21 protein-coding genes and 1 pseudogene are annotated in these 24620 nt (G+C 69.8%); 9 read left to right on the top strand and 13 right to left on the bottom strand.

The genetic code is table 11. From position 1 onward, the window contains the following. Positions 1 to 4 precede the first annotated feature (4 nt). Both QYS60_RS01635 and QYS60_RS01630 read right to left on the bottom strand, forming a co-directional pair. Positions 5 to 1708, bottom strand: a complete 1704-nt coding sequence (locus tag QYS60_RS01635; RefSeq protein WP_371382229.1) for an AMP-binding protein — start codon at positions 1706 to 1708, stop codon at positions 5 to 7. Between the two features lie 14 nt (positions 1709 to 1722). Continuing rightward, entirely contained in the window at positions 1723 to 2916 is a 1194-nt protein-coding gene (locus QYS60_RS01630; RefSeq protein ID WP_371382228.1) for an NADH:flavin oxidoreductase, read from the bottom strand. A gap of 218 nt (positions 2917 to 3134) precedes the next feature. Here QYS60_RS01630 and QYS60_RS01625 point away from each other — a divergent pair, with 218 nt between their 5' ends. Further along, the gene (locus QYS60_RS01625; RefSeq protein WP_371382227.1) at positions 3135 to 4799 is read left to right on the top strand and encodes a class I adenylate-forming enzyme family protein; all 1665 of its coding nucleotides are present in this window, start codon (positions 3135 to 3137) and stop codon (positions 4797 to 4799) included. A 68-nt stretch (positions 4800 to 4867) separates the two neighbouring features. Here QYS60_RS01625 and QYS60_RS01620 read toward each other — a convergent pair whose 3' ends face one another. From QYS60_RS01620 to hsaA, 9 genes are all read right to left on the bottom strand, one after another. After that, a complete protein-coding gene (locus tag QYS60_RS01620) occupies positions 4868 to 6052 on the bottom strand; it encodes a biosynthetic peptidoglycan transglycosylase (protein ID WP_371382226.1) in 1185 nt (394 codons plus the stop codon). Positions 6053 to 6183: 131 nt separating this feature from the next. Further along, positions 6184 to 6972: an SDR family NAD(P)-dependent oxidoreductase gene (locus QYS60_RS01615; RefSeq protein WP_289380127.1), complete on the bottom strand. Its 789-nt coding sequence runs from the start codon at positions 6970 to 6972 to the stop codon at positions 6184 to 6186. A 10-nt stretch (positions 6973 to 6982) separates the two neighbouring features. Further along, on the bottom strand, positions 6983 to 7633 hold the full coding sequence (locus QYS60_RS01610) for a PaaI family thioesterase (protein WP_289380129.1): 651 nt from the start codon (positions 7631 to 7633) through the stop codon (positions 6983 to 6985). Then, positions 7630 to 8502 carry a MaoC/PaaZ C-terminal domain-containing protein gene (locus QYS60_RS01605; RefSeq protein WP_289380131.1) on the bottom strand — a complete coding sequence of 291 codons (873 nt, stop codon included), beginning with the start codon at positions 8500 to 8502 and terminating at the stop codon, positions 7630 to 7632. Before QYS60_RS01605 ends, QYS60_RS01610 begins: the two co-directional genes overlap by 4 nt. A gap of 2 nt (positions 8503 to 8504) precedes the next feature. Continuing rightward, entirely contained in the window at positions 8505 to 9755 is a 1251-nt protein-coding gene (locus tag QYS60_RS01600) for a lipid-transfer protein (protein ID WP_289380132.1), read from the bottom strand. After that, on the bottom strand, positions 9752 to 11944 hold the full coding sequence (locus QYS60_RS01595) for an acyl-CoA dehydrogenase (RefSeq protein WP_289380135.1): 2193 nt from the start codon (positions 11942 to 11944) through the stop codon (positions 9752 to 9754). Before QYS60_RS01595 ends, QYS60_RS01600 begins: the two co-directional genes overlap by 4 nt. A 28-nt stretch (positions 11945 to 11972) precedes the next feature. Further along, entirely contained in the window at positions 11973 to 13133 is a 1161-nt protein-coding gene (locus QYS60_RS01590) for a steroid 3-ketoacyl-CoA thiolase (RefSeq protein ID WP_003934709.1), read from the bottom strand. Positions 13134 to 13354: 221 nt separating this feature from the next. Further along, positions 13355 to 14029, bottom strand: a complete 675-nt coding sequence (locus QYS60_RS01585) for a TetR family transcriptional regulator (RefSeq protein WP_371382225.1) — start codon at positions 14027 to 14029, stop codon at positions 13355 to 13357. A 169-nt stretch (positions 14030 to 14198) separates the two neighbouring features. Next, a complete protein-coding gene (gene hsaA / locus QYS60_RS01580; RefSeq protein WP_371382224.1) occupies positions 14199 to 15365 on the bottom strand; it encodes a 3-hydroxy-9,10-secoandrosta-1,3,5(10)-triene-9,17-dione monooxygenase oxygenase subunit in 1167 nt (388 codons plus the stop codon). A gap of 230 nt (positions 15366 to 15595) precedes the next feature. Here hsaA and QYS60_RS01575 point away from each other — a divergent pair, with 230 nt between their 5' ends. Genes QYS60_RS01575 through QYS60_RS01565 form a run of 3 tightly spaced genes read left to right on the top strand, consistent with a single transcriptional unit; the run spans position 15596 to position 17819 of the window. Beyond that, positions 15596 to 16771 (top strand): Rieske 2Fe-2S domain-containing protein, encoded by a 1176-nt coding sequence (locus tag QYS60_RS01575; RefSeq protein WP_371382223.1) that lies wholly within the window; start codon positions 15596 to 15598, stop codon positions 16769 to 16771. Then, entirely contained in the window at positions 16749 to 17006 is a 258-nt protein-coding gene (locus QYS60_RS01570; protein WP_102031583.1) for a hypothetical protein, read from the top strand. The genes QYS60_RS01575 and QYS60_RS01570 overlap by 23 nt, the downstream gene beginning before the upstream one ends. Before the next feature lie 21 nt (positions 17007 to 17027). Then, positions 17028 to 17819, top strand: a complete 792-nt coding sequence (locus tag QYS60_RS01565) for an SDR family NAD(P)-dependent oxidoreductase (RefSeq protein WP_371382222.1) — start codon at positions 17028 to 17030, stop codon at positions 17817 to 17819. A gap of 418 nt (positions 17820 to 18237) precedes the next feature. Here QYS60_RS01565 and QYS60_RS01560 read toward each other — a convergent pair whose 3' ends face one another. Next, the gene (locus QYS60_RS01560; RefSeq protein WP_371382221.1) at positions 18238 to 18627 is read right to left on the bottom strand and encodes a VOC family protein; all 390 of its coding nucleotides are present in this window, start codon (positions 18625 to 18627) and stop codon (positions 18238 to 18240) included. An 84-nt stretch (positions 18628 to 18711) separates the two neighbouring features. Between QYS60_RS01560 and QYS60_RS01555 the strand changes: the two are divergent. Next, a pseudogene (locus tag QYS60_RS01555) lies at positions 18712 to 18978 on the top strand (IS5/IS1182 family transposase); the annotation flags it as partial. A 505-nt stretch (positions 18979 to 19483) separates the two neighbouring features. Here the strand turns inward: QYS60_RS01555 and QYS60_RS01550 are convergent. After that, a complete protein-coding gene (locus QYS60_RS01550) occupies positions 19484 to 20221 on the bottom strand; it encodes an IclR family transcriptional regulator (protein WP_371382220.1) in 738 nt (245 codons plus the stop codon). Positions 20222 to 20322: 101 nt separating this feature from the next. On the opposite strand from QYS60_RS01550, the gene QYS60_RS01545 reads away from it, so the two are divergent. The 4 genes from QYS60_RS01545 (at position 20323) to QYS60_RS01530 (ending at position 24620) form a co-directional block, all read left to right on the top strand. Beyond that, positions 20323 to 20754 (top strand): nuclear transport factor 2 family protein, encoded by a 432-nt coding sequence (locus tag QYS60_RS01545; protein ID WP_371382219.1) that lies wholly within the window; start codon positions 20323 to 20325, stop codon positions 20752 to 20754. 57 nt (positions 20755 to 20811) lie between these two features. Further along, positions 20812 to 21651, top strand: coding sequence for an SDR family NAD(P)-dependent oxidoreductase (locus QYS60_RS01540; protein ID WP_371382218.1), 840 nt, complete (start codon positions 20812 to 20814; stop codon positions 21649 to 21651). A gap of 129 nt (positions 21652 to 21780) precedes the next feature. After that, the gene (locus QYS60_RS01535; RefSeq protein WP_371382217.1) at positions 21781 to 23241 is read left to right on the top strand and encodes an FAD-dependent oxidoreductase; all 1461 of its coding nucleotides are present in this window, start codon (positions 21781 to 21783) and stop codon (positions 23239 to 23241) included. 44 nt (positions 23242 to 23285) lie between these two features. Continuing rightward, positions 23286 to 24620, top strand: coding sequence for an MFS transporter (locus tag QYS60_RS01530; RefSeq protein ID WP_003934722.1), 1335 nt, complete (start codon positions 23286 to 23288; stop codon positions 24618 to 24620).

Here is a 24620-nt window from a genome sequence, read left to right as displayed (position 1 = left end):
CGGGCTACACGCTCAGCAGCCGCTGCCGGCCGTGTGCGGCGAATTCCTCGTCCAAGGCGGACTTGTCGGCCTCGCTCATGGCGGTGTACTCCGGCGCGCCGCGTCCCACCCACCGGTAGACGGGTTCGGTGGTGTGCCAGCGCTGCGCCTGCAGCTCGCGCTTGAGGACCTTGTTCGAGCCGGTCACTGGCAGGTTCGTCGACACCCGCACGAACCGGGGAACCGCCTTCGAGCCGAGATCGGCTTGGCCGGTGAGGAATTCGGCGAACTCCACCGGATCGAAGTCGGCGAGCGAGGCGATCTCGATCGCCGCCATCACCTGATCGCCCGAACGCGGGTCCGGCACCGCGTAGACACCGGTGGTCACGACCTTCGGGTGCCGGCGCAGGACCCGCTCGATCATCAGCGCCGAGGTGTTCTCGCCGTCGACCCGGATCCAGTCGCCCTTGCGGCCCGCGAAGTAGATGAAACCGGCCTCGTCGACGTAGCCGAGGTCGCCGGTCCAGTACCAGCCGTTGCGGATCCGCTCGGCGTCGGCGACGTCGTTCTTGTAGTAGCCCTCGAAGGCGCGGGCGCCCTCCTTGTTGATCATCTCGCCGATCGCCTCGTCCGGGTTGAGCACCCGGCCGTGCTCGTCGAGCACCGCACGGGCGCACTCGGCGAACGTGTCCGGATGCACCACCGCGATCCCGGCGTGCGCGGGCCGGCCGAGCGCGCCCTCCGGCGCCGCCGGATCGAGCCGGACCGACCCGGCGCCCTCGCTCGAGCCGTACCCCTCGTACAGCACCGCGCCGAACCGGCGCACGAACTCGGCCTTGTCCTCCGGCGAGGCCTCGGTGCCGAAGCCCCGCTCGAGCCGGTTGTCGGCGTCGTCGGGCTGTTCGGGGGTGGCCATCAGGTAGGCCAGGGCCTTGCCGACGTAGGTGAAGAACGTCGCGCCGAAGAACTTCACGTCGGGCAGGAACCCGGACGCGGAGAACTTGCGGGTCAGGCACACCGTCGCACCGTTGGCCAGGGCCGGCGCCCACAGCGCCATCAGCGCGTTGCCATGGAACAGCGGCATGCAGCAGTAGTCCACGTCGTCGCGGTGGTGCCCGTACTTGGCGGTGTTGGCGTACGCGAGCCGCGACAACCGGCCCTGGGAGCACTTGACGGCCTTGGACCGGCCGGTGGTGCCGGAGGTGAACAGCAGCAGGAACAGGCTGTCCTCACCGACGCCGTCGGCGATGGCCGGCTCCGCTCGGTGCGCATCGATCCGCGCCGCATAACCGGGATCGTCGATCAGCAGGAAACGGTCCTCGTCGAGGCCCAGGTCGAGTCCGCGCAGCTTCGCCATCCCGGCGGTGTCGGTGACGATGAGCTGGCAGTCCACGTAGCGGATCTCGGCCTCGAGTTCCGCCGCGCCGCGTGTGGGATTGATGCCGACGACCGTCGCGCCCGCCAGGGCGGCCCCGCCGAGCCAGAACAGGAAGTCCGGGACGTTGTCGAGGAGGATGCCGATGTGGAACGGGCCGTCGACGCGCAGCGACCGCGCGAGTGCGCCACGCGCGGCGCTCTCGCGCACCACGGCGTCCCACGTCCAGTCCTGTTCCCGGGTCCGCAGGCCGAGGCGGTCGTCGCCGACGCGGTCGAGCAGCATCTCGGCGATGGTGGCGCGCTGCACCCCCGTCTCCGTCGCGGCGGTACCGGGGTTCACGGTGCTCGTCATCGTCGCGGCTCCTTTCATGCCGTCCGGAGCACGCAGTGGGTGCCCCCGTAGATCGCGGTCATGCACTTGTTGCAGTGGTTGCACAGCGACGCGGCGGTCGCGTCCTCCTGCATGCGGTTGACGAGGTCCGGCTCGCGCAGCAGTGCCCGCGCGGCGGCGACGAACTGGAAGCCCTCGGCCATCGCCTCGTCGATGATCGCCCGGCCGGTGATGCCACCGAGCAGCACCAGCGGCATCTTCAGCTGCGACCGGAACTGCTTGGCGTCCTCGAGCAGGTAGCCGTCGCGGTAGGGGTACTCACGCAGGAAGTGCTTGCCCACCAGCTGGATTCCCAGCTTCGTCGGCTGCGGCATCACGGCGGCGAAGTCGCGCAGCGGCGCGTCGCCCTTGAACAGGTACATCGGGTTGAGCAGCGAGCTGCCGGCGGTCAGCTCGAGGGCGTCGAGCGAGCCGTCGGCCTCGAGCCACTTGGCGACCTGGATCGACTCGTCGAGCCAGAAGCCGCCGGGCACACCGTCGTCCATGTTGAGCTTGGCGAGGATCGCGATCTTGTCGCCGACGGCGTCACGGACGGCCCGGGCGGCCTCCCGCGCGAAGCGGGCGCGGTTCTCCAGCGACCCGCCGTACTCGTCCTTGCGCTTGTTGATCTTCGGGCTCAGGAACGAGCTGATCAGGTAGTTGTGCCCGAAGTGGATCTCGACGGCGTCGAAGCCGGCCTCGACGGCGCGGCGCGCGGCCTCGGCGTGGCCCTCGGTGATGCGGGCGATGTCCGCCTTGGTGGCGGGCTTGCTGAAGTTCTGGGTCGTCATGCGGAAGGCGCGGCTCGGCCCGAGGGCCGGGGTGCCGAGGTACTTCGCGGCGGCGACCGGACCGGCGTGGCCGATCTGCGCGGAGACCGCGGCGCCCTCGTTGTGGATCGCGTCGGTGAGCTTGCGCATGCCGGGCCGGGTCTCGTCGGTCCACTGCAGCTGGCCGGGAGCGGTCCGGCCGTCGGGTGCGACGGCGCAGTAGGCGACCGTCGTCATGCCGACGCCGCCGGCGGCGGGCCGGCGGTGGAACTCGATGAGCTCGTCGGTGACGAGCCCCTTCGGGGTCAGGCCCTCGAACGTGGCCGCCTTGATCACCCGGTTGCGCAGGGTCAGCGGGCCGAGCTTCGCGGGGGCGAAGGGATCGACCCTCGTCGTCGGGGTATCGAGAAATGTGGACATGCGGTTGCTCCTCCGGCAGCGATTCTGCGCCGAACGTAGCCCCGGCTGTCGGGTGGATCACGGCAAGTCTCGCTCAGTGGTAACCACTACCGCAGTGGCTGCCCGACATGAGAAATTGCAGTGGTACGCCTCACACGCGGCCGCGGCCGGGGTGGGGCTCCAAGGTCTATCGCCGCAGGTGGCACGGTGTTCACGTGACACGAAGGAAAGGTCCCCGCATGACTGCGTCCGCAGATCCCCGGCTCTACCTCGACGAGGTCGTCTCCCGTCTGACCGGCCCGGGTGGCCGGTTCGAGATCGTCGAGGAAGAGGTGCTCGGCGCCTCGATGCCGGTGATGAAGAACCGTGGCAAGGCCGTGGGTGAGCTGCTCGCCGACTCCCTGCGCTGGGGGGACCGGGACTACCTCGTCACCGCCGACCGCCGGCTCTCGTTCGCCGAGCACGCCGCCGCCGCGTACTCCCTCGCCCAGGCGCTGCGCAGCGACTACGGCGTCGAGAAGGGCGATCGCGTCGCGATCCTGGCCGCGAACACCCCGGAATGGGTGATTACGTTCTGGGCGAGCCAGACGCTCGGCGCGATCACCGTCGGCCTCAACGGCTGGTGGGTGCCGCGGGAGATCGAGTACGGCCTCGGGCACAGCCGGCCGAAGATCCTCGTCGTCGATGCCAAGCGCGCCGAGGCCCTCGCGGACGTCGACACCACCGGGATCACGGTCCTGACGATGGAGGAGGATCTGCCCCGCCTGATCGCGCAGTACGCCGGGGCCGAGCCGCCGCACGTCGACATCGACGAGGACGACCCGTCCGTCATCCTCTACACCAGCGGCACCAGCGGCCGGCCCAAGGGCGCGCTGCACTCGCACCGCAACCTGCTGGCGGTCGTCGACTACCACCGGTTCAGCGACGCCCTGCTCGCGGCGTTCACCGGCCGGACCTACAGCGACGACGTCCCCAGCGACCTGCGGTACCTGCTCACCTCGCCGCTGTTCCACATCGCGAGCCTGCACAACCTGGTGATCCCGCGGCTGGCGACGGGCAGCGCGGTGATCATGCACCAGGGTTCGTTCGACGTGGACAAGGTGCTGAGCCTGATCGAACGCGAACGCGTCACCAACTGGGGCGCGGTGCCGACGATGGCGTCGCGGCTGCTCGAGCACGAGGGCCTCGACAAGTACGACCTGTCGTCGCTGACGGCGTTCGCGCTGGCGTCGGCGCCGTCGTCGATCGCGTTCAAGGACCGGCTGCGCGAGAGGGTGCCGTTCGCGCGCGACGCCCTCGTCGACAGCTACGGCCTCACCGAGTGCAGCACCGCCATCGCGGTCGCCAACTCGCAGGACCTCGAGGCGTTCCCCGGCACCCTGGGCCGGCCGATCATCACGGTGAGCCTCGAGATCCGCGACCCGTTCGGCGAATGGCTGCCGGACGGGGTGGAGGGCGAGGTGTGCGTGCGCAGCCCGTTCGTCATGCTCGGCTACTGGGAGGACGAGGAGGCCACGGCCGCGGCGATCACCCCGGACCGGTGGCTGCGCACCGGCGACTACGGCGTCATCGAGAACGGCCGGCTGCGCCTGACGGGCCGTCGCTCGGACCTGATCCTGCGCGGCGGCGAGAACGTCTACCCCACCGAGATCGAGCAGACCCTCGACGAGCATCCGGCCGTGCGCGAGTGCGCCGTGATCGGCGTCCCGCACCCCGACCTCGGCCAGGAGGTCGCGGCGGTCGTCGTCCTCGCCGACGGGGCGAGCGCGACGGAGGAGGAGCTGCGCGAGTACGCGGCCGAGCGCCTGTCGTACTTCAAGGTGCCCACACGCTGGCGGATCACGTCCGACCTGCTGCCCCGCAACGCGACGGGCAAGACGGTGCGCCGCGAGGTCAGCATCTAGTTGCGCGGGGCGGTGCTTCTTGCGCGCGTTCTGACGCGCGCAAGAAGCACCGCCGGTCGCGGATGCGGCTACTGCGACCGGGACACGAATCCGGGGTCCTCGACCGCCAGTCGCTGCCGCACCGGCTCGGGCATGGTCGAGCACGAGTCCGCACTCGGGCGGTCGTCGGCGTGGTCGGCGGCCGAATCCTCGATCCCCACCGATGCGACGATGTTCTCCCAGCCGCCCCAGCCGGCGAAGCGGGCGGGCAGATCGACGTTGGCGGCGCCGTTGATGTGGAACGCCGCGCTCGGGTACGGCGCGTCCGGCGGCGTGGCGACGCCCCCGCCGGGCAGGCGCACCACGTCCTCCGGATTGGGCAGCATGCCCGCGAGTTGCATCGCGTGGTACTGGTACATCTCCCACGGCGCGGTGTCGAAGTAGTACCAGCTGGCCGCGCACACTCCGTAGAGGTCGGGACCGAACTGCGCGTAGTTCAGGTACAGCTCCATGATGCGGGCGTCGGGCAGGGTGGTGCTCAGCAGGATCGACGGCACCGTCTCGACGGCTTTGCGGATCGCGCTCTGGTCGGGGGTGAAGAACATGTTCTTCGCGAGCTGCTGCGGGATCGTCGAATACGTCTGCTGTGGCTCACCCGTCAGGTGGGCGACGGCACGGTCGGCATAGTCGCCCCAGTGGAATGCCTGCGCACGAAGACCCATCTGGTCGTCCTCGTGGGCGATCACCGAGGCGACGACATAGCGGCTGACATGATCGAGCGAGACGTACTGGTAGGTGACCGGACCGTCGTCGATGCGCATGAACCGCGACGACGCCGGCGTCCACACCCGCAGCGACGCGGTGGCCGTCAGCGCGATCAGCACGAGCGCCGCGACCGCCGCCCCTGCCCACTTCGCCCGCGCGGGCCACGGGTTGCGCGGCGGCTGCGCCGGCAGCGGGGGCTGCCCGGGCCGGGCGACGGGTGGCCACGGCGGTTCGGGCCGGCGGAATCCTGCGTATTCGGGCTCGCGGCGGGGCTGCGGCTCGGACCGGCGGGGCCACTGCACCGCGGAGCGCCGCAGGCGGGGCCACTGCACCGCGGAGCGCCGCAGGCGGGGCCACTGCACCGCGGAGCGCCACAGCCGGCGCGGCTTCGGGCCGCGGCCCTGCGGTTCGCGGCGCACCGGTTCCTCGGGCGTCGCCGCCCAGGCGCGCAGACGGGCGGCGACACACCGGGTGCACCGGCCGTCGACCCGCCTCTCGAACGGACCCACGATCCGGCCGCACGTGGTGCACCTGCCCGGCCTCATCGCTGCACACGCCTCCCACTGGTCACCGACACGACCCCCTCATCTTCGTCGCCGACGGTCACGGGCCGGTCTCGGGGGGGTCGGGACCCGGATGCTCAGTCCACCCGCGGCGCCCACTGGACGCCGTTGATGTGCGCACCGCCGTCGACGAACAAGGTGTTACCGGTGAGGTAACGCGCGGCGTCGCTCGCGAGGAACACCGCGACGGGCCCGATGTCGTCGAGCGGGTCACCGATGCGGCCCATCGGGTTGGCCTGCGCCGACGCCGCCGCCATCTGGGGGTCGGCTGCGGCCACCCGGCGGAACGCCTCGCTCTGCGCGCCCGGGCAGATCACGTTGCAGCAGATCTGCTTCGGCGCCCATTCCCGCGCCGCGGTGCGGGTGAGGGTGCGCAGCGCCTCCTTGGCGGCGTTGTACTGCACGGAGTACATGTGCGCGTTGACGCCGTTGAGCGAGCACAGGTTGATCACCCGGCCGGTGCCGTGGCGCTCGAGTTCCGGGAGAGCGCGCTGCATCGCCCAGAACGCCGCCATCACGGCCGTATCGAATCCGGCGCGCAGCTGCTCGTCGGTCATGTTCTCGAAACGGGCGTACCCGGAGCCGCGCCAGGCGTTGTTGACGAGGACGTCGAGACGGCCGAACCGCTCGACCGCGCCGTCGACCGCGGCGTGGACCTGGTCCTTGTCGGTGACATCGGTGCGCACGAAGTGGGCACGCGCACCCCACTCGTCGCGCAGCCACCGGGCGGTGGCGTCGCCGGCCTGCTCGTCGATCTCGGCGACGAGGACGTCCGCGCCCTCCCGCGCGTACGCCGCAGCGATGCCGCGTCCGATGCCCATGCCGGCGCCGGTGACTACCGCGACGCGGCCGTCGAGTGCTCCCATGCGGACTCTCCTATCGGGGGCGCGGAACCGTCTTGTCGATGAAGAGTCCCTCCACCGAGACGCACAGCTGCCCGTCGGCCGTCGTGATGTTGCCGACGGTGCGGATCTTGCGGCCGTCGACGGAGACGAGCCGGCCGGTGATCACCAGCGGCTCGAACAGCGGCGTGGGCCGGTGGTAGTTCGTCTCGAGCTTCGCCGTCATCCCGGACTTGCCGCCCCACGCGTTGGCGACGCCGAGCACATGGTCGAGGATGAGCGCGGACACCCCGCCGTGGACGCACCCGGGCGGACCCTGGTACGGCATCGTCAGCGTGACCGTGCCCCGCACCGAGCCGTCCTCGAGCCCTTCGAGGACCAGCGGTGGGGCGATGGCGTTCTCGGGCCCGGTGACCGGGTCGTGCCGGGTGACGCCCTCGCCGTTCCACATGTCGATCAGTCGTTCGGCGACCTCCGGGGCGTGCTCCTCGAGGTGGTCGGCGATGCTGTTCAGCTCCTCGGCGACCCGGTCGAGGTTGGCGTTGCCGCGGTCGGTGCGCAGCATGGCGTCGACGACGCGGCGCGCGGCGGCGGTCGCCCGGTCCACCGGCGCGTCCTGCGGCGCCGAGGTCAGCACCGTGCCGTGGGCGTGGGTGGCGGCGGTGGGATGCGTGCCGACCTTCACGGACGCACCTCCATGACGGCGTGCGTGAGGACGGGGGCGCCGTCGCGCTCCGGGCAGGTGGCCAGCAACGTCAGCCGGTCACCGTCGCGCCAGACGGCGGTCTCGATGGTCTCGCCCGGGAACAGCGAGCCGGCGAACCGCACCGACCAGCTCCGCACCCGCGCCGGGTCGCCGTCGAGCAGACCGTCGACGACGGCCTTGCACACGATTCCGTAGGAGGCCAGACCGTGCAGGATCGGCCGGTCGAAACCGGCGGCCTGTGCGAATGCGGGCTCGGCGTGCAGCGGGTTCATGTCGCCGCTGAGCCGGTACAGCAGTGCCTGCCGGGTGCCGGTGGGCGAGACGAGGACGGTGTCGGCGTCGCGTTCGGGCACCGCGTGCGGCGTCTCCGGGCCGGGTTCGCCCCCGAAGCCGCCCTCGCCGCGGGCCCAGATCTGCATGCCGGTGGTCCACAGCGGTGCACCCTCGGGGGTGGCGGCGGACTGTTCGAGCACGATGACGGCGGCCTTGCCCTTGTCCCACACGTGGGCCACGCGCGACGAGATGTGCGCCGTCCCGGAGGTGGGGATGGGGGCGTGCAGCTGCAGCGATTGCCCCCCGTGCAGGATGCGCCGCAGGTCGATGTCGATGCCGGGCAGGTTCATGCCGGCCGGCTTCAGCGCACCGGCCGAGATGCCCTGACCGGCCACCATCGCGAACGTCGGCAGCACCCGCAGGTCCTTCTCGTACACCCAGCGCAGCTCGGCCGGGTCGAGTCCGTCGCCGCCGGCACCGAGGCCGAGGTGATACAGCATGACGTCGCGGTCGGTCCAGACCGCTTCGCGCACAGTGGGTTCGGCGGACAGCGCGATCTTCGGGTCGATGGGCACGGTCAGTTCTCCTTCTCGTCCGCGGATCCGGTGAGGGTCCCGGCCCGGTACAGCGTCACCACGCACGCGCCGCCGAGCCCCAGATTGTGTTGCAGGCCCACGCGCGCGCCGTCGACCTGGCGGTCACCGGCCTCGCCGCGCAGCTGCCAGGTGAGTTCGGCGCACTGGGCCAGGCCGGTGGCACCGAGGGGATGGCCCTTGGAGAGCAGGCCGCCCGACGGGTTGACCACCCACCGGCCGCCGTAGGTGGTGGCCCCCGACTCGACGAGCTTGCCGCCCTCCCCCGGGCCGCACAGGCCGAGCCCCTCGTAGGTGATGATCTCGTTGATCGCGAAGCAGTCGTGCAACTCGATCACGTCGACGTCGTCGACGGTGAGCCCGGACTCGGCGAACACCCGGGCGGCGGCCGCCCCGGTCATCGGGGCGCCGACGACGTCGATCATGGAGCGGCTGTCGAACGATTCGCCGGTGTCGGTGGTCAGCGCCTGCGCCACGATCTCGACGGCCCGGTCCTCGAGGCCGTGCTCGCGCACGAACGCCTCGCTCGCCAGGACCGCCGCGCCGGCGCCGTCGGAGGTGGGCGAGCACTGCGAGCGGGTGAGCGGCGCGTGGATCATCTTGTCGCCCAGGACCTGTTCGAGGGTGTACTCGTCGCGGAACTGCGCGTAGGGGTTGTGCACCGAGTGCCGGTGGTTCTTCACCCCCACGGCGGCGATCTGCTCGGCGGTGGTGCCGTAGCGCTCCATGTGCTCGACCGCGGCATTGCCGAACAACTGCGCTGTCATCGGCCCGGTGCCCCACTCGTGCAGGTCGGTCATGACCTTCAGGTGGTGGTCGAGGGTGGTGACCTTGGGCAGTTCGCCGGTGCCGGTGAGGGAGGTGCGGGTCATCTTCTCGAACCCGACGGCCAGCGCGACGTCGGCCTGCCCGCCCTGCACCCAGTCCCGCGCCGTCATCAGCGCCGTGGACCCGGTGGCGCAGTTGTTGTCGACATTGACGATCGGGATGCCGGTCAGCCCCACCTCGTACAGGGCGCGCTGACCGGCGGTGGACGGCTGGAACACGTAGCCGACGGCGGCCCGCTGCACCCGCCCGTAGCCGATGCCGGCGTCGCTTAGGGCGGCGTCGACGGCCTCGCGGACCATCTCGGGGTATTCCCGGCCGCCGGTCTCGATCTTCTCGAACTTCGTCATCCCCACGCCGACGACGAACACGCGACGCCCGTGCCGCGCCGACGTCACCGCGGCGCTCACTTCCCGGGCTCGGGGTCGCGGGGCAGGCCGAGCAGGCGCTCCCCGATGATGTTGAGCTGGACGTTGGTGGTGCCGCCGGCGATCGACATGCACTGGGAGTTGAGGAACATCTGCGTCGCCGACCGGCGGTCCTGCGCGCCGAGCAGAGAGCGTGGCCCGGCCCAGTCCATCGCGACCTCCCACACCTGCTGGATGTGCTCGACGCCGAGCAGCTTCGCGACCGAGGACTCGGCGCCGGGCTGCGCCCCGGCCAGCGACCGCAGCGTGGTGCGCAGCGCCATCAGCCCGCCGGTCTGCGCGTCGCACAACACCTTCCCGAGGACGGTGGCCTGTTCGTCGTCGAGCCCGCCGGGCAGTTCGGCGGCCAGTTCGAGCAGGGCCTCGCCGCCGGAGCCGAGGGACGAGTCGTGCGAGAGGGAGACGCGTTCGTTGGCGAGGGTGGTGCGAGCGAGCTTCCAGCCGTCGCCGGGCTCGCCGACGAGGCACTCGTCCGGGACGAAGACGTTGTCGATGAAGATCTCGTTGAACAGCGCCTCGCCGGTGATCTCGCGCAGCGGGCGGATGTCGAGACCCTCGCTGCCGCGCATGTCGACGAGGAAGTACGACAGGCCCTTGTGCTTGGGAGCGGAGGCGTCGGTGCGGGCCAGGCAGATGCCCCAGTGGGCGTCGCGGGCCATCGAGGTCCACACCTTCTGCCCCTGCAGGATCCACCCGCCGTCGACCTTGGTGGCCTTCGTGGTCAGCGACGCCAGATCCGAGCCCGCGCCGGGCTCGGAGAACAGCTGGCACCAGACGATGTCGCCGCGCAGCGACGGCGGCACGAACCGCTCGAGCTGCTCCGGGCTGCCGTGCGCGATCAGGGTCGGCACCACCCAGTTGCCGATGATCATGTCGTGCGGCCTCAGGCTGGCCCCGCGCAGCTCCTCGGCGATCACCAGCTGGGTGACCGCGTCGGCACCCTTGCCCCACGGTGCGGGCAGATGTGGTGCGGTGTAGCCCTTCTCGGCGAGGTACGCGGTGCGTTCGGTGCCGTCGAGAGCGACGGCGGGCTCGAGTTCGCCGCGCACCTCGGTGCGGATCCGTTCCGCCTCCGGCGGCAGGTCGATGCCGAGGACGCGGCGGGTGCCGCCGCGGGTGAGGTCGGTGACGCGCCGGCGCCACGAGGCGGTGGAGCCGAGCAGGATCCGCAGCGACTGGGCGCGGCGCAGATACAGGTGCGCGTCGTGCTCCCACGTGTAGCCGATGCCACCGAGGATCTGGATGCAGTCCTTGGCCACGGCGAACGCGACCTCAGGGGCCGTGGCGCCGGCGACGGCGGCCGCGAGGGACGCCTCGTCGGCCTCGGCACCGCCGGGGGTCAGGGCACGGGCGGCGTCCCACGCGCACACGCGTGCCTGCTCGGCGAGTGCGAGCATGCGTGCGGCGCGGTGCTTGACGCCCTGGAACTGGCCGATCGGCCGGCCGAACTGGCGGCGCACGGCGGCGTACTCGGCGGCGGTGCGCACGCACCAGTCCGCGATGCCCGAGGCCTCGGCCGCGAACAGGGCGGCGGCGAGATCGGTGACGCGCTGCGGATCGATCCGCAGCACGTCGTCGGCGCCGAGCGCCAGCCGGTCCACCTCGAACTGCGAATTGCCGCGGACCACATCGTGACTGGGCAGGTCCTCGACGTCGACCCGGTCGCGGCGCAGCAGCACCCAGGCGCGGTTGCCGGCGTCCTCGGCCGCGACGAGCAGCAGATCGGCGGTGTGGCCGCCGAGGACGAATCCGGATCGTCCGGACAGTGTGGTGCCGGCCGAGCCGCGCCCCACCCGCAACGTGCCCGGCTCGAGGGCGACGCCGGCGAGCGTGGCACCGTCCGCGAGACCGGCGAGTTCGGCGGTGCGGCCGGCCTCGCGCAGCACCGCGGCGGTCAGCACGGTCGACAGGAACGGGCCGGGCACCATCGACCGGCCGAGTTCCTCGGTGACGACCGCGAGTTCGACCAGACCGCAGCCGGCGCCGCCAACCTCTTCGGGCAGGTGCAGACCGAGCACACCGAGTTCGGCGAGCGAGTTCCAGAACGCGGGACGGGTGTCGGTCTTGGCTTCGACGGCCTGGCGCACCACGTCGGCGGTGACGTGGCGGGTGGCCCAGCCGCGCACCGCGTCGCGCAGGTCGCGGTCCTCGTCTGTCAATCCAATGGTCATGTCGGCCTCGCGAATTCGATGGTGTCGGTCAGATGCGTTCGATGACGGTGGCGGTGGACAGTGCGCCGCCCGCGCACATGGTGACCAGGGCCGTGGACCGGTCGGACCGCTCGAGCTCGTGCAGGGCACTGGTGAGGAGCCGGGCACCGGTCGACCCGACGGCGTGACCGAGGGCGATGGCGCCGCCGTTGACGTTGACCTTGGACATGTCTGCGTCGAGCACCTGCGCCCACGACAGGACGACCGCGGCGAATGCCTCGTTGATCTCGACGAGGTCGATGTCGTCGAGCGTCATGCCGGCCTTGCCGAGGACGTGGCGGGTGGCATCGATCGGACCGTCGAGGTGGTAGTACGGGTCGGACCCGACCATGCCCGAGGCGACGATCCGGGCGCGGGGCCGCAGGCCCAGCTCCTGGGCGCGCTCGGCGCTGGTGAGCAGGACCGCGGCGGCGCCGTCGCTGATCTGCGACGCGGAACCGGCCGTGTGGATGCCGCCCTCGACGACCGGCTTCAGTGCGGCCAGGCCTTCGGCGGTGGTCTCGCGCAGGCCACCGTCGCGGGTGACGACGGTGGTCTCGCCGGTGGGCACGCCGTCGACGAGGACGGGCGCCTCGGTGGGGACGATCTCGCGGTCGAACCGGCCCTCGGCCCATGCGGCAGCGGCGCGGCGCTGCGACTCGAGGCCGAAGGCGTCGGTGTCGCCGCGCTTGATGCCGCGCTTGGCGGCGATGCGCTCGGCCGAGGTGAACTGGTCGCCCATGTCGATGGTCCAGTCGTCCGGGTAGGGGCTGCCGGTCTCGGGGGTGAGGGCCTGGCCGAGGAACACCCGGCTCATGGATTCGACGCCGCAGCCGATGCCCGCGGTGATCTGGCCGGAGGCGATGAGACCGGCGACGATGTGGACGGCCTGCTGGGAAGAGCCGCACGCGCAGTCGATCGACGTGGCGGCTGTCGTGTAGGGCAGTCCGGCGTGCAGCCAGGCCTGCCGGGTGACGTTGTTGGACTGCTCGCCGGCCTGGGTGACGCAGCCGCCGACGATCTGTCCCACCTGGTCGGCGGCGAGGCCGGTGCGCTCGAGAACGGCGCGCTGGGCGGTGCCGAGCAGGGTGGCCGGGTGCAGACCGGACAGGGCGCCGCGGCGGCGGCCGACGGGGGTACGGGCCGCGTCGACGATGACTACGTCGGTCATGAGCTGGCTCCTCGGAACATAAGTGCTGGGCAGGTGTTCATGGGACGCGCCGGGGAACAGAACCGGAACGCGTTCATTTTTGGAATGTATTCCATTTCTTACGCCGAGGCAATGGTCTGTTTAGGATCGGATGTCGGTCTATACCCGGCCGACAGAACTAGAATTCATTTCAGTTCTATGGGTACGCCACGGTTCGACGCACGAGTGCGCGACCGCGGGGGTCAGACAGAGAGCGCCGGGCTCGCGTTCGCCGGGCTCGTGTTCGCCGGACTCGCGTTCGCCGGACTCGCGTTCGACAGCCCCGCGAGCAGCAGCTCACACGCCACCCGCAGGTCGGACTCCGCGTCGGGAACCGAGATCCGGCCGTTGAGACTGGACTGGATGATCCCGAACCACGCCTGCTCGAGGACCCGCACGAGTGTCGCGTCCCGTTCGGTGACGTACTCGAGCCCGGCCGCACGGTAGAGCACCTCGCGGAAACGGTGGTCGATCTTCGCGACGTCGGGAATGGACGTCGCCTTGGCGGTACTCGTGGACTGGATCATCGCCGTCGCCAGCAACGGCCGTCGCCGCAGCGCCCGCGTCGCCCGCACGAGCGCCTCGTAGACGGCCTCCTGCGGAGTGGCGTCCGGGTTGGTGCGCTGGGCCATCCGGTCGCTCATCTGATCGATCTGATCGACCATGACCGCCACGAACAGGTGTGTCTTGGACGGGAAGTACCGGTACAGGGTGCCGATGGCGACGCCGGCCATCTTCGCGACCTCGTGCATCTGCACCCGCTCGAGTTCCTTCTCGGTCGCCAGGCTCGCGGCGGCGTCGAGGATGCGCCCGAACCGCGCGCGCTGCTCGGCGGACGTCGGCTCCGCGGCGTCCCGCGCTTCGGCAACTCTGGGCACGGGGTCCTCCTCCGTCGTCTCGTCCCTGCGGCAACGCCGCGCCCTCCAGCATCCCGCGTTCCACGCCGAGCCGCCGGAGATCTTCCACTCAGTGGGACGTGCCCGTGCTCGACGCACGAGAGGCAGGATACAGCGGTCCCGGTCACCCCTCGTTCCGGCAGGCCCCGGGTCAGATCAGATTGTCCTCCACCGGCAGCCCGAACGCGCCCCGCCCGTACATCGCGAGGGCACGCTCGGGATCGTTGGCGACGTGCACGCTGCCCGCGTGCGCATCACGCCATGCCCGCTCGACGGGGTTCCCCCGGCCGAGCGAGTTGCCGCCCGAGGTCTTGAACAGCAGATCGATCGCCTCGACGGCACGCTCGGTGCCCCGCACCTGGTCGCGGCGCAACCGCAGCCGCAGCCTCGTCGGCAGCGGCTGCCCCGCCACCGCCAGCTCGTACAACTCCCGGATGTTGCGGTCCGTCTGGAGGATCGCCGCATCGATCTCGGAGGCGGCCCGGGCGACGGCGACCTGCGCGAACTGGTCCTCGGCGAACCGGCCCCCGCCCAGGCTCAACCGCACCCGGTCCCGCATCGCGCCCAGATACTGCTCGTAGCAGCCGGCGACCGTTCCGATCACCGGCGCGGCGACCGCGGTGGTGAAGATCGCCGCGAACGGCAACCGGAACAACGGCCCCGGATTCACCGCATGTCCGGGGGCCCGCAGCTGCGCCAGGTCGTAGTTGCGCACCGTGCGGTGATGCGGCACGAACGCGTTGTCGACGGTGATCTCGTTGCTGGCGGTTCCGCGCATGCCCACGACGTCCCACACGTCCTGGATCCGGTAGTCGCTGCGCGGCACCAGGACGGTCATGAAGTCCACCGGCCGGCCCTCGGCACCGACGACGAGCGCCCCGAGCAACGCCCAGGTCGCATGCTCGCACCCGGACGAGAACCGCCAGCTGCCCGACAGCCGGAAACCGCCGTCGACCGGGACGAGTTCGCCGACCGGCGCGTACGACGAGGACAGCAGCGTCGAATCGTCCTGCCCCCACACGTCGTCCTGGGCCTGCGGGTCGAACAGGGCCAGATGCCAGGAGTGGACCCCGAGGATCGACGTCACCCAGCCGGTCGACCCGCAGGCCCCCGAGATCTCCCGTACCACCTCGTAGAAGCGCACGGGGTCGCATTCGAGACCGCCGTACCGGGCGGGCTGCAACATCCGGAACACCCCCGCGGCGGCCAGGTCCTGCACGGTCTGGTCCGGCACCCGGCGCGAGTCGTCGACCACGTGCGCGCGTTCCGCGATGGACGGCAGCAGTTCGCGCACCTTCGTCAGCACGTCGTCGGGCATCGGCGTCACTCCTTCGTGACCGGGGCGGGTACGAGCTCCCCCATCGTGCGGCGCCGTCGCCGCGGACCGCCGGAACGTGTCCCGGACAGTGGGATCGTCGCACCCCCGGTGACCGGCCTCACCTAGCGTCGAATCCACGGTCGCAGGCGGCTGCCGTCCCCCGGCCCACCCGCGCACAGCACCGAGGTGCTCCATCCGATACGACATTTCCTCCGAAAGGACGGACGACAGTGAGCTCCAGCAAGTCCGACGACGTCGAAGTTCGCGAGATCGTGGCCGGTGCCGCGCCCACCCGGTTCGCCCGGGGATGGCACTGCCTGGGCCTGTCCGAGTCCTTCAAGGACGGCAAGCCGCATTCGATCCACGCCTTCGGCACCAAGCTCGTGGTGTTCGCCGACAGCAACGGCAACCTGAAGATCCTCGACGCGTACTGCCGCCACATGGGCGGCGACCTCAGCCAGGGCACGATCAAGGGCGACTCGGTGGCCTGCCCCTTCCACGACTGGCGCTGGGGCGGCAACGGCCGGTGCACGTCGATCCCCTACGCGCGGCGCGTCCCGCCGATCGCGAAGACCCGTGCGTGGCACACCCTCGACCAGGACGGAATGCTGTTCGTCTGGCACGATCCCGAGGGCAACCCGCCGCCCGCCGACGTCACCATCCCCCGCATCGAGGGCGCGACGAGCGACGAGTGGACCGATTGGGTCTGGTACACCACCGAGGTCGACACCAACTGCCGCGAGATCATCGACAACATCGTCGACATGGCGCACTTCTTCTACGTGCACTACTCGTTCCCCACGTACTTCAAGAACATCTTCGAGGGCCACGTCGCGACGCAGATCATGCACGGTCAGGCGCGCGAGGACATGCGGCCGCATGCAGACGGCCAGCCGAGGCTCGTCGGCAGCCGCTCCGAGGCGGCGTACTTCGGTCCGTCGTTCATGATCGACGACCTGCAGTACAAGTACGAGGGCTACGACATCGACTCGGTGCTGCTCAACTGCCACTACCCCGTCAGCGAGAACAAGTTCGTCCTGATGTACGGGATCATCGTGAAGAAGTCGGACGCCCTCGGCGACTCGGCCGACGAGACGGCCCGCAAGTTCGGTGACTTCATCGCCCGTGGTTTCGAGCAGGACGTCGAGATCTGGAAGAACAAGACGCGCATCGAGAATCCGCTGCTGTGCGACGAGGACGGCCCGGTCTACCAGCTGCGCCGCTGGTACGAGCAGTTCTACGTGGACGCCGCCGACGTCAAGCCGGAGATGACCGAGCGGTTCGAGTTCGAGATGGACACCACCCGCCCCGTGGCTGCGTGGATGAAGGAGGTCGAGGAGAACCTCGCCCGCAAGACGGCAGCCGAGGAGGCGGCGACCACCGATGCAACCCCTGCAGTGCACTGAGTGCGGCGCCCGGGTTCTCGTCGCCAAGAACAGCTGGGAGCACACCTCCGTCCAGTGGAACGAGGAGGCGCGGTCCCGGTGCCCGGAGATGCGTGAGCAGGGTGGGCAGGACTCCCGGCCCGGGGCGCCGCGCCGCGGTTGCGCGAAGCTCGCCGAGACCATCACGTGGGCCGCGACCGAAGGCCGCCTGACCGTCCTCGACGACACCCCGGTCCCCGGACCGATCGTCCAGTAAGCCAGCCGGAAAGGAACTTTCGTGATCGACGTCAAGCAGTACGGCCCGTGGGCCGTCATCGCCGGCGGCTCCGAGGGCGTCGGCTCCGCCTTCGCCGACGAGCTGAGCAAGGCGGGGCTGAATCTGGTGCTCATCGCCCGCAAGCCCGGCCCGCTCGAGGAGACCGCGGAGAAGGTACGCAGCAACGGCGTCCAGGTCCGCACCCTGGCACTCGACCTGCTCTCCCCCGACGCCGTCGAGCAGATCCGGCAGGCGACCGACGACGTCGAGGTGGGGCTGCTCATCTTCAACGCCGGCGCCAACAGCTACGGCCACGAGTTCGTCTCCGGCGACCTCGACGGCTTCCGTGGCGTGATCACCCTCAACATCGATCGGCAGCTGGAACTTTCGCACCTGTTCGGGTCGAAGATGAAGGAGCGCGGGCGTGGTGGCATCATGCTGCTCGGCTCGCTCGCCGGCTACATGGGGTCCGAGCACCAGAGCATCTACGCGGCGTCGAAGGCGTTCAGCCGGGTCTTTGCCGAAAGCCTGTGGCTCGAACTGGCCCCGCACGGGGTGCATGTCGTCGAACTCGTCCTCGGCGTGACCCGCACCCCGGCGATGATCCGCGCCGGGTTGAACTTCGACATCCCCGGCATGCTCGTCGCCGAGCCGGAGGAGGTGGCTCGGGAGGGCCTCGAACACCTCACCGACGGCCCGGTGTGGGTGACCGGCGGCAACTACGAGGCCGCGGTCAAGCGCAGCGGATTCCCCCGCGACAAACTCGTCCGGGGCGCGGCCGAAGCGATGCGCAAGCTGCTGAACCGGAGCTGACCGACCGGATTTCCGGGCGCCGGTGTGAAAGCACCGGCGCGGGGGTACCTTACACACGATCGGGTCGGCCGGACTGCGCACATTCCATGACAGTCGGTCCACCGTCGACTTGCTGCGCAGGACGGCCGGCCCGATCGGTTCTCGTATCCGAACTGCCCATCCGCCGAGCACGGCGGGTGGGCAGTTCGTTTCGGTGCGGGTCGGAGCGCCGGCGGTCGGGACCAGAAGTTCGATACCGCAGATTCAGCGCCCGGACCCTGATGCGCGAGGCGGCATCGAGGTTCTCTCGGTGTCGGCGGATGGGGTGCCCGTTCGAGCGGGGCGCGTTCGAAGTAGGCAGCGTGCTCGAACGATCAGACCATGACCGTTATCGGCATCTACCCTCAGCAACTGGATCCATACACGCTGATGGACACCACTATGCCCCGGTTTCCTCGGGTTGCATCACATGCACGAGCGCTCCGGTGGGGTCGGTGAACATGGTGATCCGTCCTACGCCTGGAACGTCGTGTGGCTCCTCGAGTACCTTGCCGCCGAGCTCGGCAACCTTGGCGGCGGTGGCGTCCGCATCGGCCACGGCGATGTAGCCGATCCATCGTGGCGGAGGGGATCCGGCGTAATCTCGCGCCGTGGGATTCATCATTCCGGCGATGTCCTTGCCCTCGTGACGGAACAGTGTGTAGGTGCCCAGTGGGCCCGCGTCGACCTCGTGTTTCTCCCAGCCGAAGAGGGCACTGTAGAACTCCCCGGCCGACGCTTGATCGGGTGTGACAAGTTCGTTCCAGATGAAGCTGTTCGGTTCGGTCACGCCGGCCTCCTCGAAAGCGTGTGTGGCGCTCCTTCAAGACATATCCGAGTCCTGTCGAACACGCGTTCGTCCAAGCAATTGTCATTGTCTCAGGAGTCTCGTGCCTGCGGTGCCAGCATTTTCGTCGACCCGTTGTGGGTCCAGTTCCAGACCCTGATCCCTGCACGGGCCGACACCCATCCGTTGGGCTGTCACCGGCGGCGGGTACCGGACCGGGTGGTGTTCGACGAGCTCGTGGCCCGGCTCGTGCCGGGCTCCTACCAGGCGCACGCCGATGGCCGGGTCTCGGCCACCACCCTGCGGCCCGGCGACGAGTGGATCAGCGCGGGGGTGTTCGACCAGCTCGAACAGGCTGCGCCGGTGGACGGCGAGGGCCACCGGTCGGGGTCGTCTCGATCCGCCCGGCCTTCCGGCGACAGACCGGCGAGTTGCATTCGCCAGCAACGACTTCCACGAGTACCGTGACGGCAGGGTGGCCCGGTTGTGGACCGTCTTCGACGCGAGGGATCTGCTCGTGCAGCTGAGTGTGCTCCCCAAGTCGGGGAGTACCGCCGAGAAGGCCGTGATCGGCCTGCACCGACTCCGCCTTCGTCTCCGGCGCGCGAGAATCGACCGGTGATCGTGTGCGCCTTTCGTGCGACGTGCCTGGCACGATACGCACACCGGAGACAACGACATCAGGAGCTGCGGTCACCCGCGTCGGTGCCGGTTCTTCGTCCGTCGTGGTCCCCGGGTGCCTGCCGTTCCCGGTGCCCGGAACGCACCGGGGGCGTGGGCGTGTCCCTGGTGCTTCGTCGGGCGTCCGCTCTGCAGATGACTTCGCGCATACTCCTCACGGAAGAATGGAATCTCGGCCTCAGTGCAACAGCTTTCCCAGGGCACCCGCGGCGGCCATTACGGCTGCGGCGAGCTTTTCCTCTCCTGCCGTGAGCTCGAATACAGAGATGCCCACGGCAGCTTGGGTGCCGCCGGGACGACTCGGGACGGCGGCGGAGATGCCGATGGCCGCGGGGACGATTTCGCCTTGCGATAGCGCATAACCGCGGCGGCGTGCCGCGGCGACTTCGGGGCGTTCACCGTCCATCGGCGGCATCGAGGCCAGCATCGCCAGGCCCGCGGAGCCGCGGTCGATCGGATCCACCTGGCCGGGCCGGAATGCGATGTGCATTTTCGATCGTCGCGGCTCGACCACCATCATCGCGCGCACATCGGACTCCGATTCACGCACCACCAGGTGGGCGGTTGCCTCCACCGTGTCCGCGAGCTCCTCGAGGATCGGCCGCGCCAGGGTACGCAGGTCCTGCTCGACGGAGTCGGCAAGCGTCACGAGCCCGGTGCCGAGCGAGATCCGCTTGCGGTTGTCGCGCCGGCACAATCGGTGTGCCTCGAGGGTGCGGATCAGCCGGTGCGCGACCGTGCGGTGTACGCCGATCCCGTCCGCGATCTCACTGACCGTCAGTCCGCGTGGATGGACGGCAAGCAGTTCGAGGATTTCCAGTCCGTGATGCAGGGTCTTCGACATTCCCGAGTCCGCCTGTACGCGGACGATGTCCGAGTCGGCCGTTCGCTCCGGCCGTGACCCCACCTGTGTCATAACCACGCCTCCCTTGACAGGTGTGAACCGTACCACCTAGCGTATTCGTTAGTCGCACACACAGTGCGATAATAGCACACAGTGGGGACGGTTCAAGTGTCATGACGCCCAGCGATACGGATGTCGACGCGACGGTGCTCGCGCAGCTTCACCAGCTCTACGCTCGGCAGAGCCATCTCATCGACGGTGGCGCGGCAGACGAGTGGGCGCGGACGTTCACCCCGGACGGGGAGTTCCGCTCTCCCAGTTACCCGGCGCCCGTCGTCGGTGTCGAAGAGCTCACGGCGTTCGCCGAGCGGTTCTTCGCGGCCGCGACCGCGGCCGGCGAAGTGCACCGGCATGTGATCACCAACGTCGACGTCGAGCCCGGCGACGGGGACACCCTCGCGGTGCGGGCCTATCTGCAGATCGTGGCCACGGTCCGAGGCGGGAAATCGCGAGTGGTGCGTTTCACCACCCTCACCGACCGGGTGGTCCGCCACGACGACGCCTGGCGGATCGCGCGACGCATCGTCCGTCGCGACGACTTCTGAAAATCCACAAGACCTTTCGTACTTCTTTCGATACCGCTCTCCTGGAGGACCTCGACCATGGATACCGACACCACCGACGCCCAGAACCCGGGCCGCACCGTCACCACCGCGCTGACCGCCGTGTACCCGGAAATGGTCGGCAAGGTCGCCGTGGTCACCGGCGCCGCCCGGGGCATGGGCGCTCGATTCACCCAGGGCCTGGCCACCCGCGGCGTACACGTCGTCGCCGCCGACATCGACGACGTGCAGATGAAGGAAACCGCCGAGAAGATCAACGCCGCGCTCGCCGCGAATTCCCTGGCGGACCAGCCCGGTACTGTGCTCGGGACACGCGTCGATGTCACGAACGCCGAGGACCACGAGAGCCTCGCGCAGGTGGCGCTGCAGACGTTCGGACGCATCGACTTCTGGGTCAACAACGCGGGCATCTTCCCGTTCGCCCTGGCCGAGGAGATCTCGCCCGAGCAGATCGCCGCGACACTCGACGTCAATGTCGAAGGTGTCCTCTTCGGCGCGCAGGCTGCCGCCCGCCACCTGCAGCCCGGTGGGGCGATCGTCAACATGTCGTCGGTGTCGGCGCTCCGGGTCCGCAAGGGCCGCGGCGCCTACTGCACGTCGAAGGCCGCGGTCGCACATCTGACCGAAGCCCTCGCCGTCGAGTTCGGTGACAAGGGCATCCGGGTCAACTCGATAGCTCCCGGCTATATCGACACCGAGATGACCCGGTGGGTGCAGGACAATCCGGCTGCGCTGGCGCACGCCCTCGACGTCGTGCCGCTGCACCGCCTCGGTTCCCCGGAAGAGGTCCTCGGCCCGCTGTTGTTCCTGCTCTCCGACAGCGCCCGCTACGTGACCGGTCACTCCATCGCTGTGGACGGCGGCTCCCGTCATGTGTGAGTCCACCGTCCTCGTCCCGTCGGCCGACCGATTCACCTCCCGGACCGCCGGGCACGCCGCCGTCGACGGCGGCCTCCCTTCCTATTGTTCGAACGACCGCACCAGCGCGGAGACAGGGAACGCATTGTCATGACCGACGACACCTGGGACGTCATCGTCATCGGCGGCGGCGGAGCCGGCCTGGCCGCTGCGGTCACCGCGGCCGAGCAGGGCGCATCGGTGCTGTTGTTCGAGTCCGAGACCGAACTCGGCGGCTCCACGCAGCTCTCGGCCGGTCTGTTCACCGCCGCCGGCACCAGCGTTCAGCGGGGCCTGGGCATCGAGGACTCGGCCGAGAAATTCTTCCAGCACTACATGGACCTCAACCAGTGGATGCTTCAGCCGGGACTGATCCGCACTTTCTGCGAGAACGCCGGACCCACCCTCGAATGGCTGATCGAGCTCGGTGTGCAGATCCCGGCCCGCGAGTCCGCGAACGCCCACATGCCCGGACTCTGCCAGGCCGGCGTCGAGGACGTCTGGCGCGGGCACGTGCCCAAGGACCAGGGATACGGCTTGGTCCAGGTCCTCGACAAGGCCCGACGCAGGCACGGTGTCGAGGTGGTCCTGGGCACCCGGGTCCAGAAACTGCTCGCCGAGGACGGCCGTGTCGTCGGTGTGGTCGCGGACGACCTCGACGTCCCGGCTCACGCCGTGGTCGTCGCCTCCGGGGGCTTCGCGCAGGATCCCGAGCTGGTCGACCGCTACTATCCTGTCGCGAACAACGCCGGCGAGTCGCTGTTCGTGGTCGCCGCCCCGGGCAGCCGGGGCGATCACCTCGCGTTCGGTCGTGACGTCGACGCCGCCGTCACCGGCGACGGTTGGGGACTGATGCTCCCGACCGCCTACTTCCAGCGTTACCACCACTGGCAGTCCGGCTTCCCACCGAAGTCGCGGATCCACGTCAACCGGCACGGCCGCCGGTTCATGGACGAGGACGCCTCCTACGCGGTCTCCACCGGCATCATCGAGGCCCAGGACGGCCCGGTGTGGGCGATCTTCGACGAGCGGGCCCGGCTCGGCCTGCCCAGCGGGTACACCGACTGGATCCCCGGGCGCGTCGCCGAGGAGGCCGACGCCGGTCGGACGCTGCGAGCGGGCACCCTGGCCGAGCTGGCCGCGCTGCTCGAGGTACCGGCCGACGCGCTGGCCGTCACCGTCGAGCGGTGGAACGCGCAGCTCCCGGCTGGCACCGACGACGACTTCCTGCGGCACCGCACCCTGGCCAACAAGGGCTCCACGGCCGCCCCGGACGCGATCGCGCACGGTCCGTTCTACGCGGTGAGAATGCTGCCCGCCGAGCTGGTCTGCACGCACGCCGGCCTCGAGATCGACAGCAACGCCGCCGTCGTCGACAGGACCGGATCTCCGATCCCCGGTCTGTTCGCTGCCGGGGAGGCCGGCGCCGGAATCCTCGGACTCCGGTACGTCGGCGGCGGCAACGCCGTCGCCAACGCTCTGACCATGGGCCGGATCGCCGGTCGCAACGCGGCACGCGCCTCCCGCCTCTCGTCCACGCACCCCTCCGCCCTCACCTCTGTCCGCCCCTGACCTCAGGGTCTTCACCCCGGTCCCGCACACCCAAAGGACGCGCCATGATTGGTGATTCCCCCGTGATTCCCGTCGCGGATGAACCTGCGCACACCCAGTCCCACCCGAAGAAGCAGTCGACCGCCACGGTCATCCGCGCCGCTGTCGTCGGCACCGTCGTCGAGTACTACGACTTCGGCATCTACGGCTACATGGCCACCACTATCGCCGCACTGTTCTTCGTCTCGGACAACCCCACGGCCGGCCTGCTCGGCACCTTCGCCACGTTCGCCGTCGCGTTCTTCCTCCGGGTGCCCGGTGGAATCTTCTTCGGTCACATCGGAGACAAGTACGGCCGCAAGAACGCCCTGTCGTGGACGATCCTGCTGATGGTGGTGGCCACCGCCGGCATCGGCCTGTTGCCGTCGTACTTCACCCTCGGCCTGTGGGCCACGGCGATCCTCGTCCTGGCCCGCTGCCTGCAGGGCTTCGCCGCGGGTGGGGAGCTGGGCGGCGCCAACGCCTTCGTCTCGGAGTCCGCACCCGCCCGCTGGCGCGGGATGCAGACGTCGATGGTGAACACTGGCACCTACCTCGGCTCGCTGGCGGCCTCGCTGGTCGCGCTCGCCCTGACCTCGGTCTTCGACGACGAGACCGTGCTCGCGTGGGCATGGCGGATCCCGTTCCTGCTCAGCATCGTCATCGGTGTCATCGGGGTGTGGATCCGAACCCAGCTCGAGGACACCCCGGAATTCGAAGAACTCGCAGAAAGCGGCGAGACGAAGAAGCTCCCGATCCGGGAACTGCTGGCCACTTCCCGCAGCAGCGTCGTGAAGATCATCTTCCTCGGCGCCCTGATCACCGGTGGCTACTACATCGCCTCGGTCTACGCCGCCACGTACCTCAAGACCACCGGTGGCCACACCTCCCAGGTCGCGTTCCTGTCCACCTCCCTGGCCCTGGTGCTCGGTGTCATCACCCTTCCCCTCGCCGGCTGGGCGTCCGACAGGTGGGGCCGCAAGCCCGTGCTGTTCACCGGCAGCTTCGCCGCCATCGTCCTCGGCGTCCCGATGTTCATGATGATGGCGGGCGGCAGCATCTGGCAGGCCGTTGTGGGCCAGTCGGTCCTGTTCATCTGCGTCTCCGTGGTCAACGGGGCGTCGTACGTCACGTACGTCGAGATGCTCAAGACCTCGGTGCGCTACACCGGACTTGCGTTCGGCAACAACGTCACCAACATGGTCCTCGGCGGCACCGCCCCGTTCATCGCGACCTACCTCATCGCCCTCACGGGTAATCCCCTCGCCCCCGCCGGGTATTTCGTGCTCACTGCAGTCCTCACCTTCGTCACGGTCTTCTTCGTCACGGAGACCAAGGGCTGCGAACTGAAGACCGACTGA

It is taken from the genome of Rhodococcus sp. GXMU-t2271, assembly GCF_041414735.1.
GTDB lineage: Bacteria > Actinomycetota > Actinomycetes > Mycobacteriales > Mycobacteriaceae > Rhodococcus > Rhodococcus indonesiensis.
This window is presented reverse-complemented; position numbering and strand designations above follow the sequence as displayed.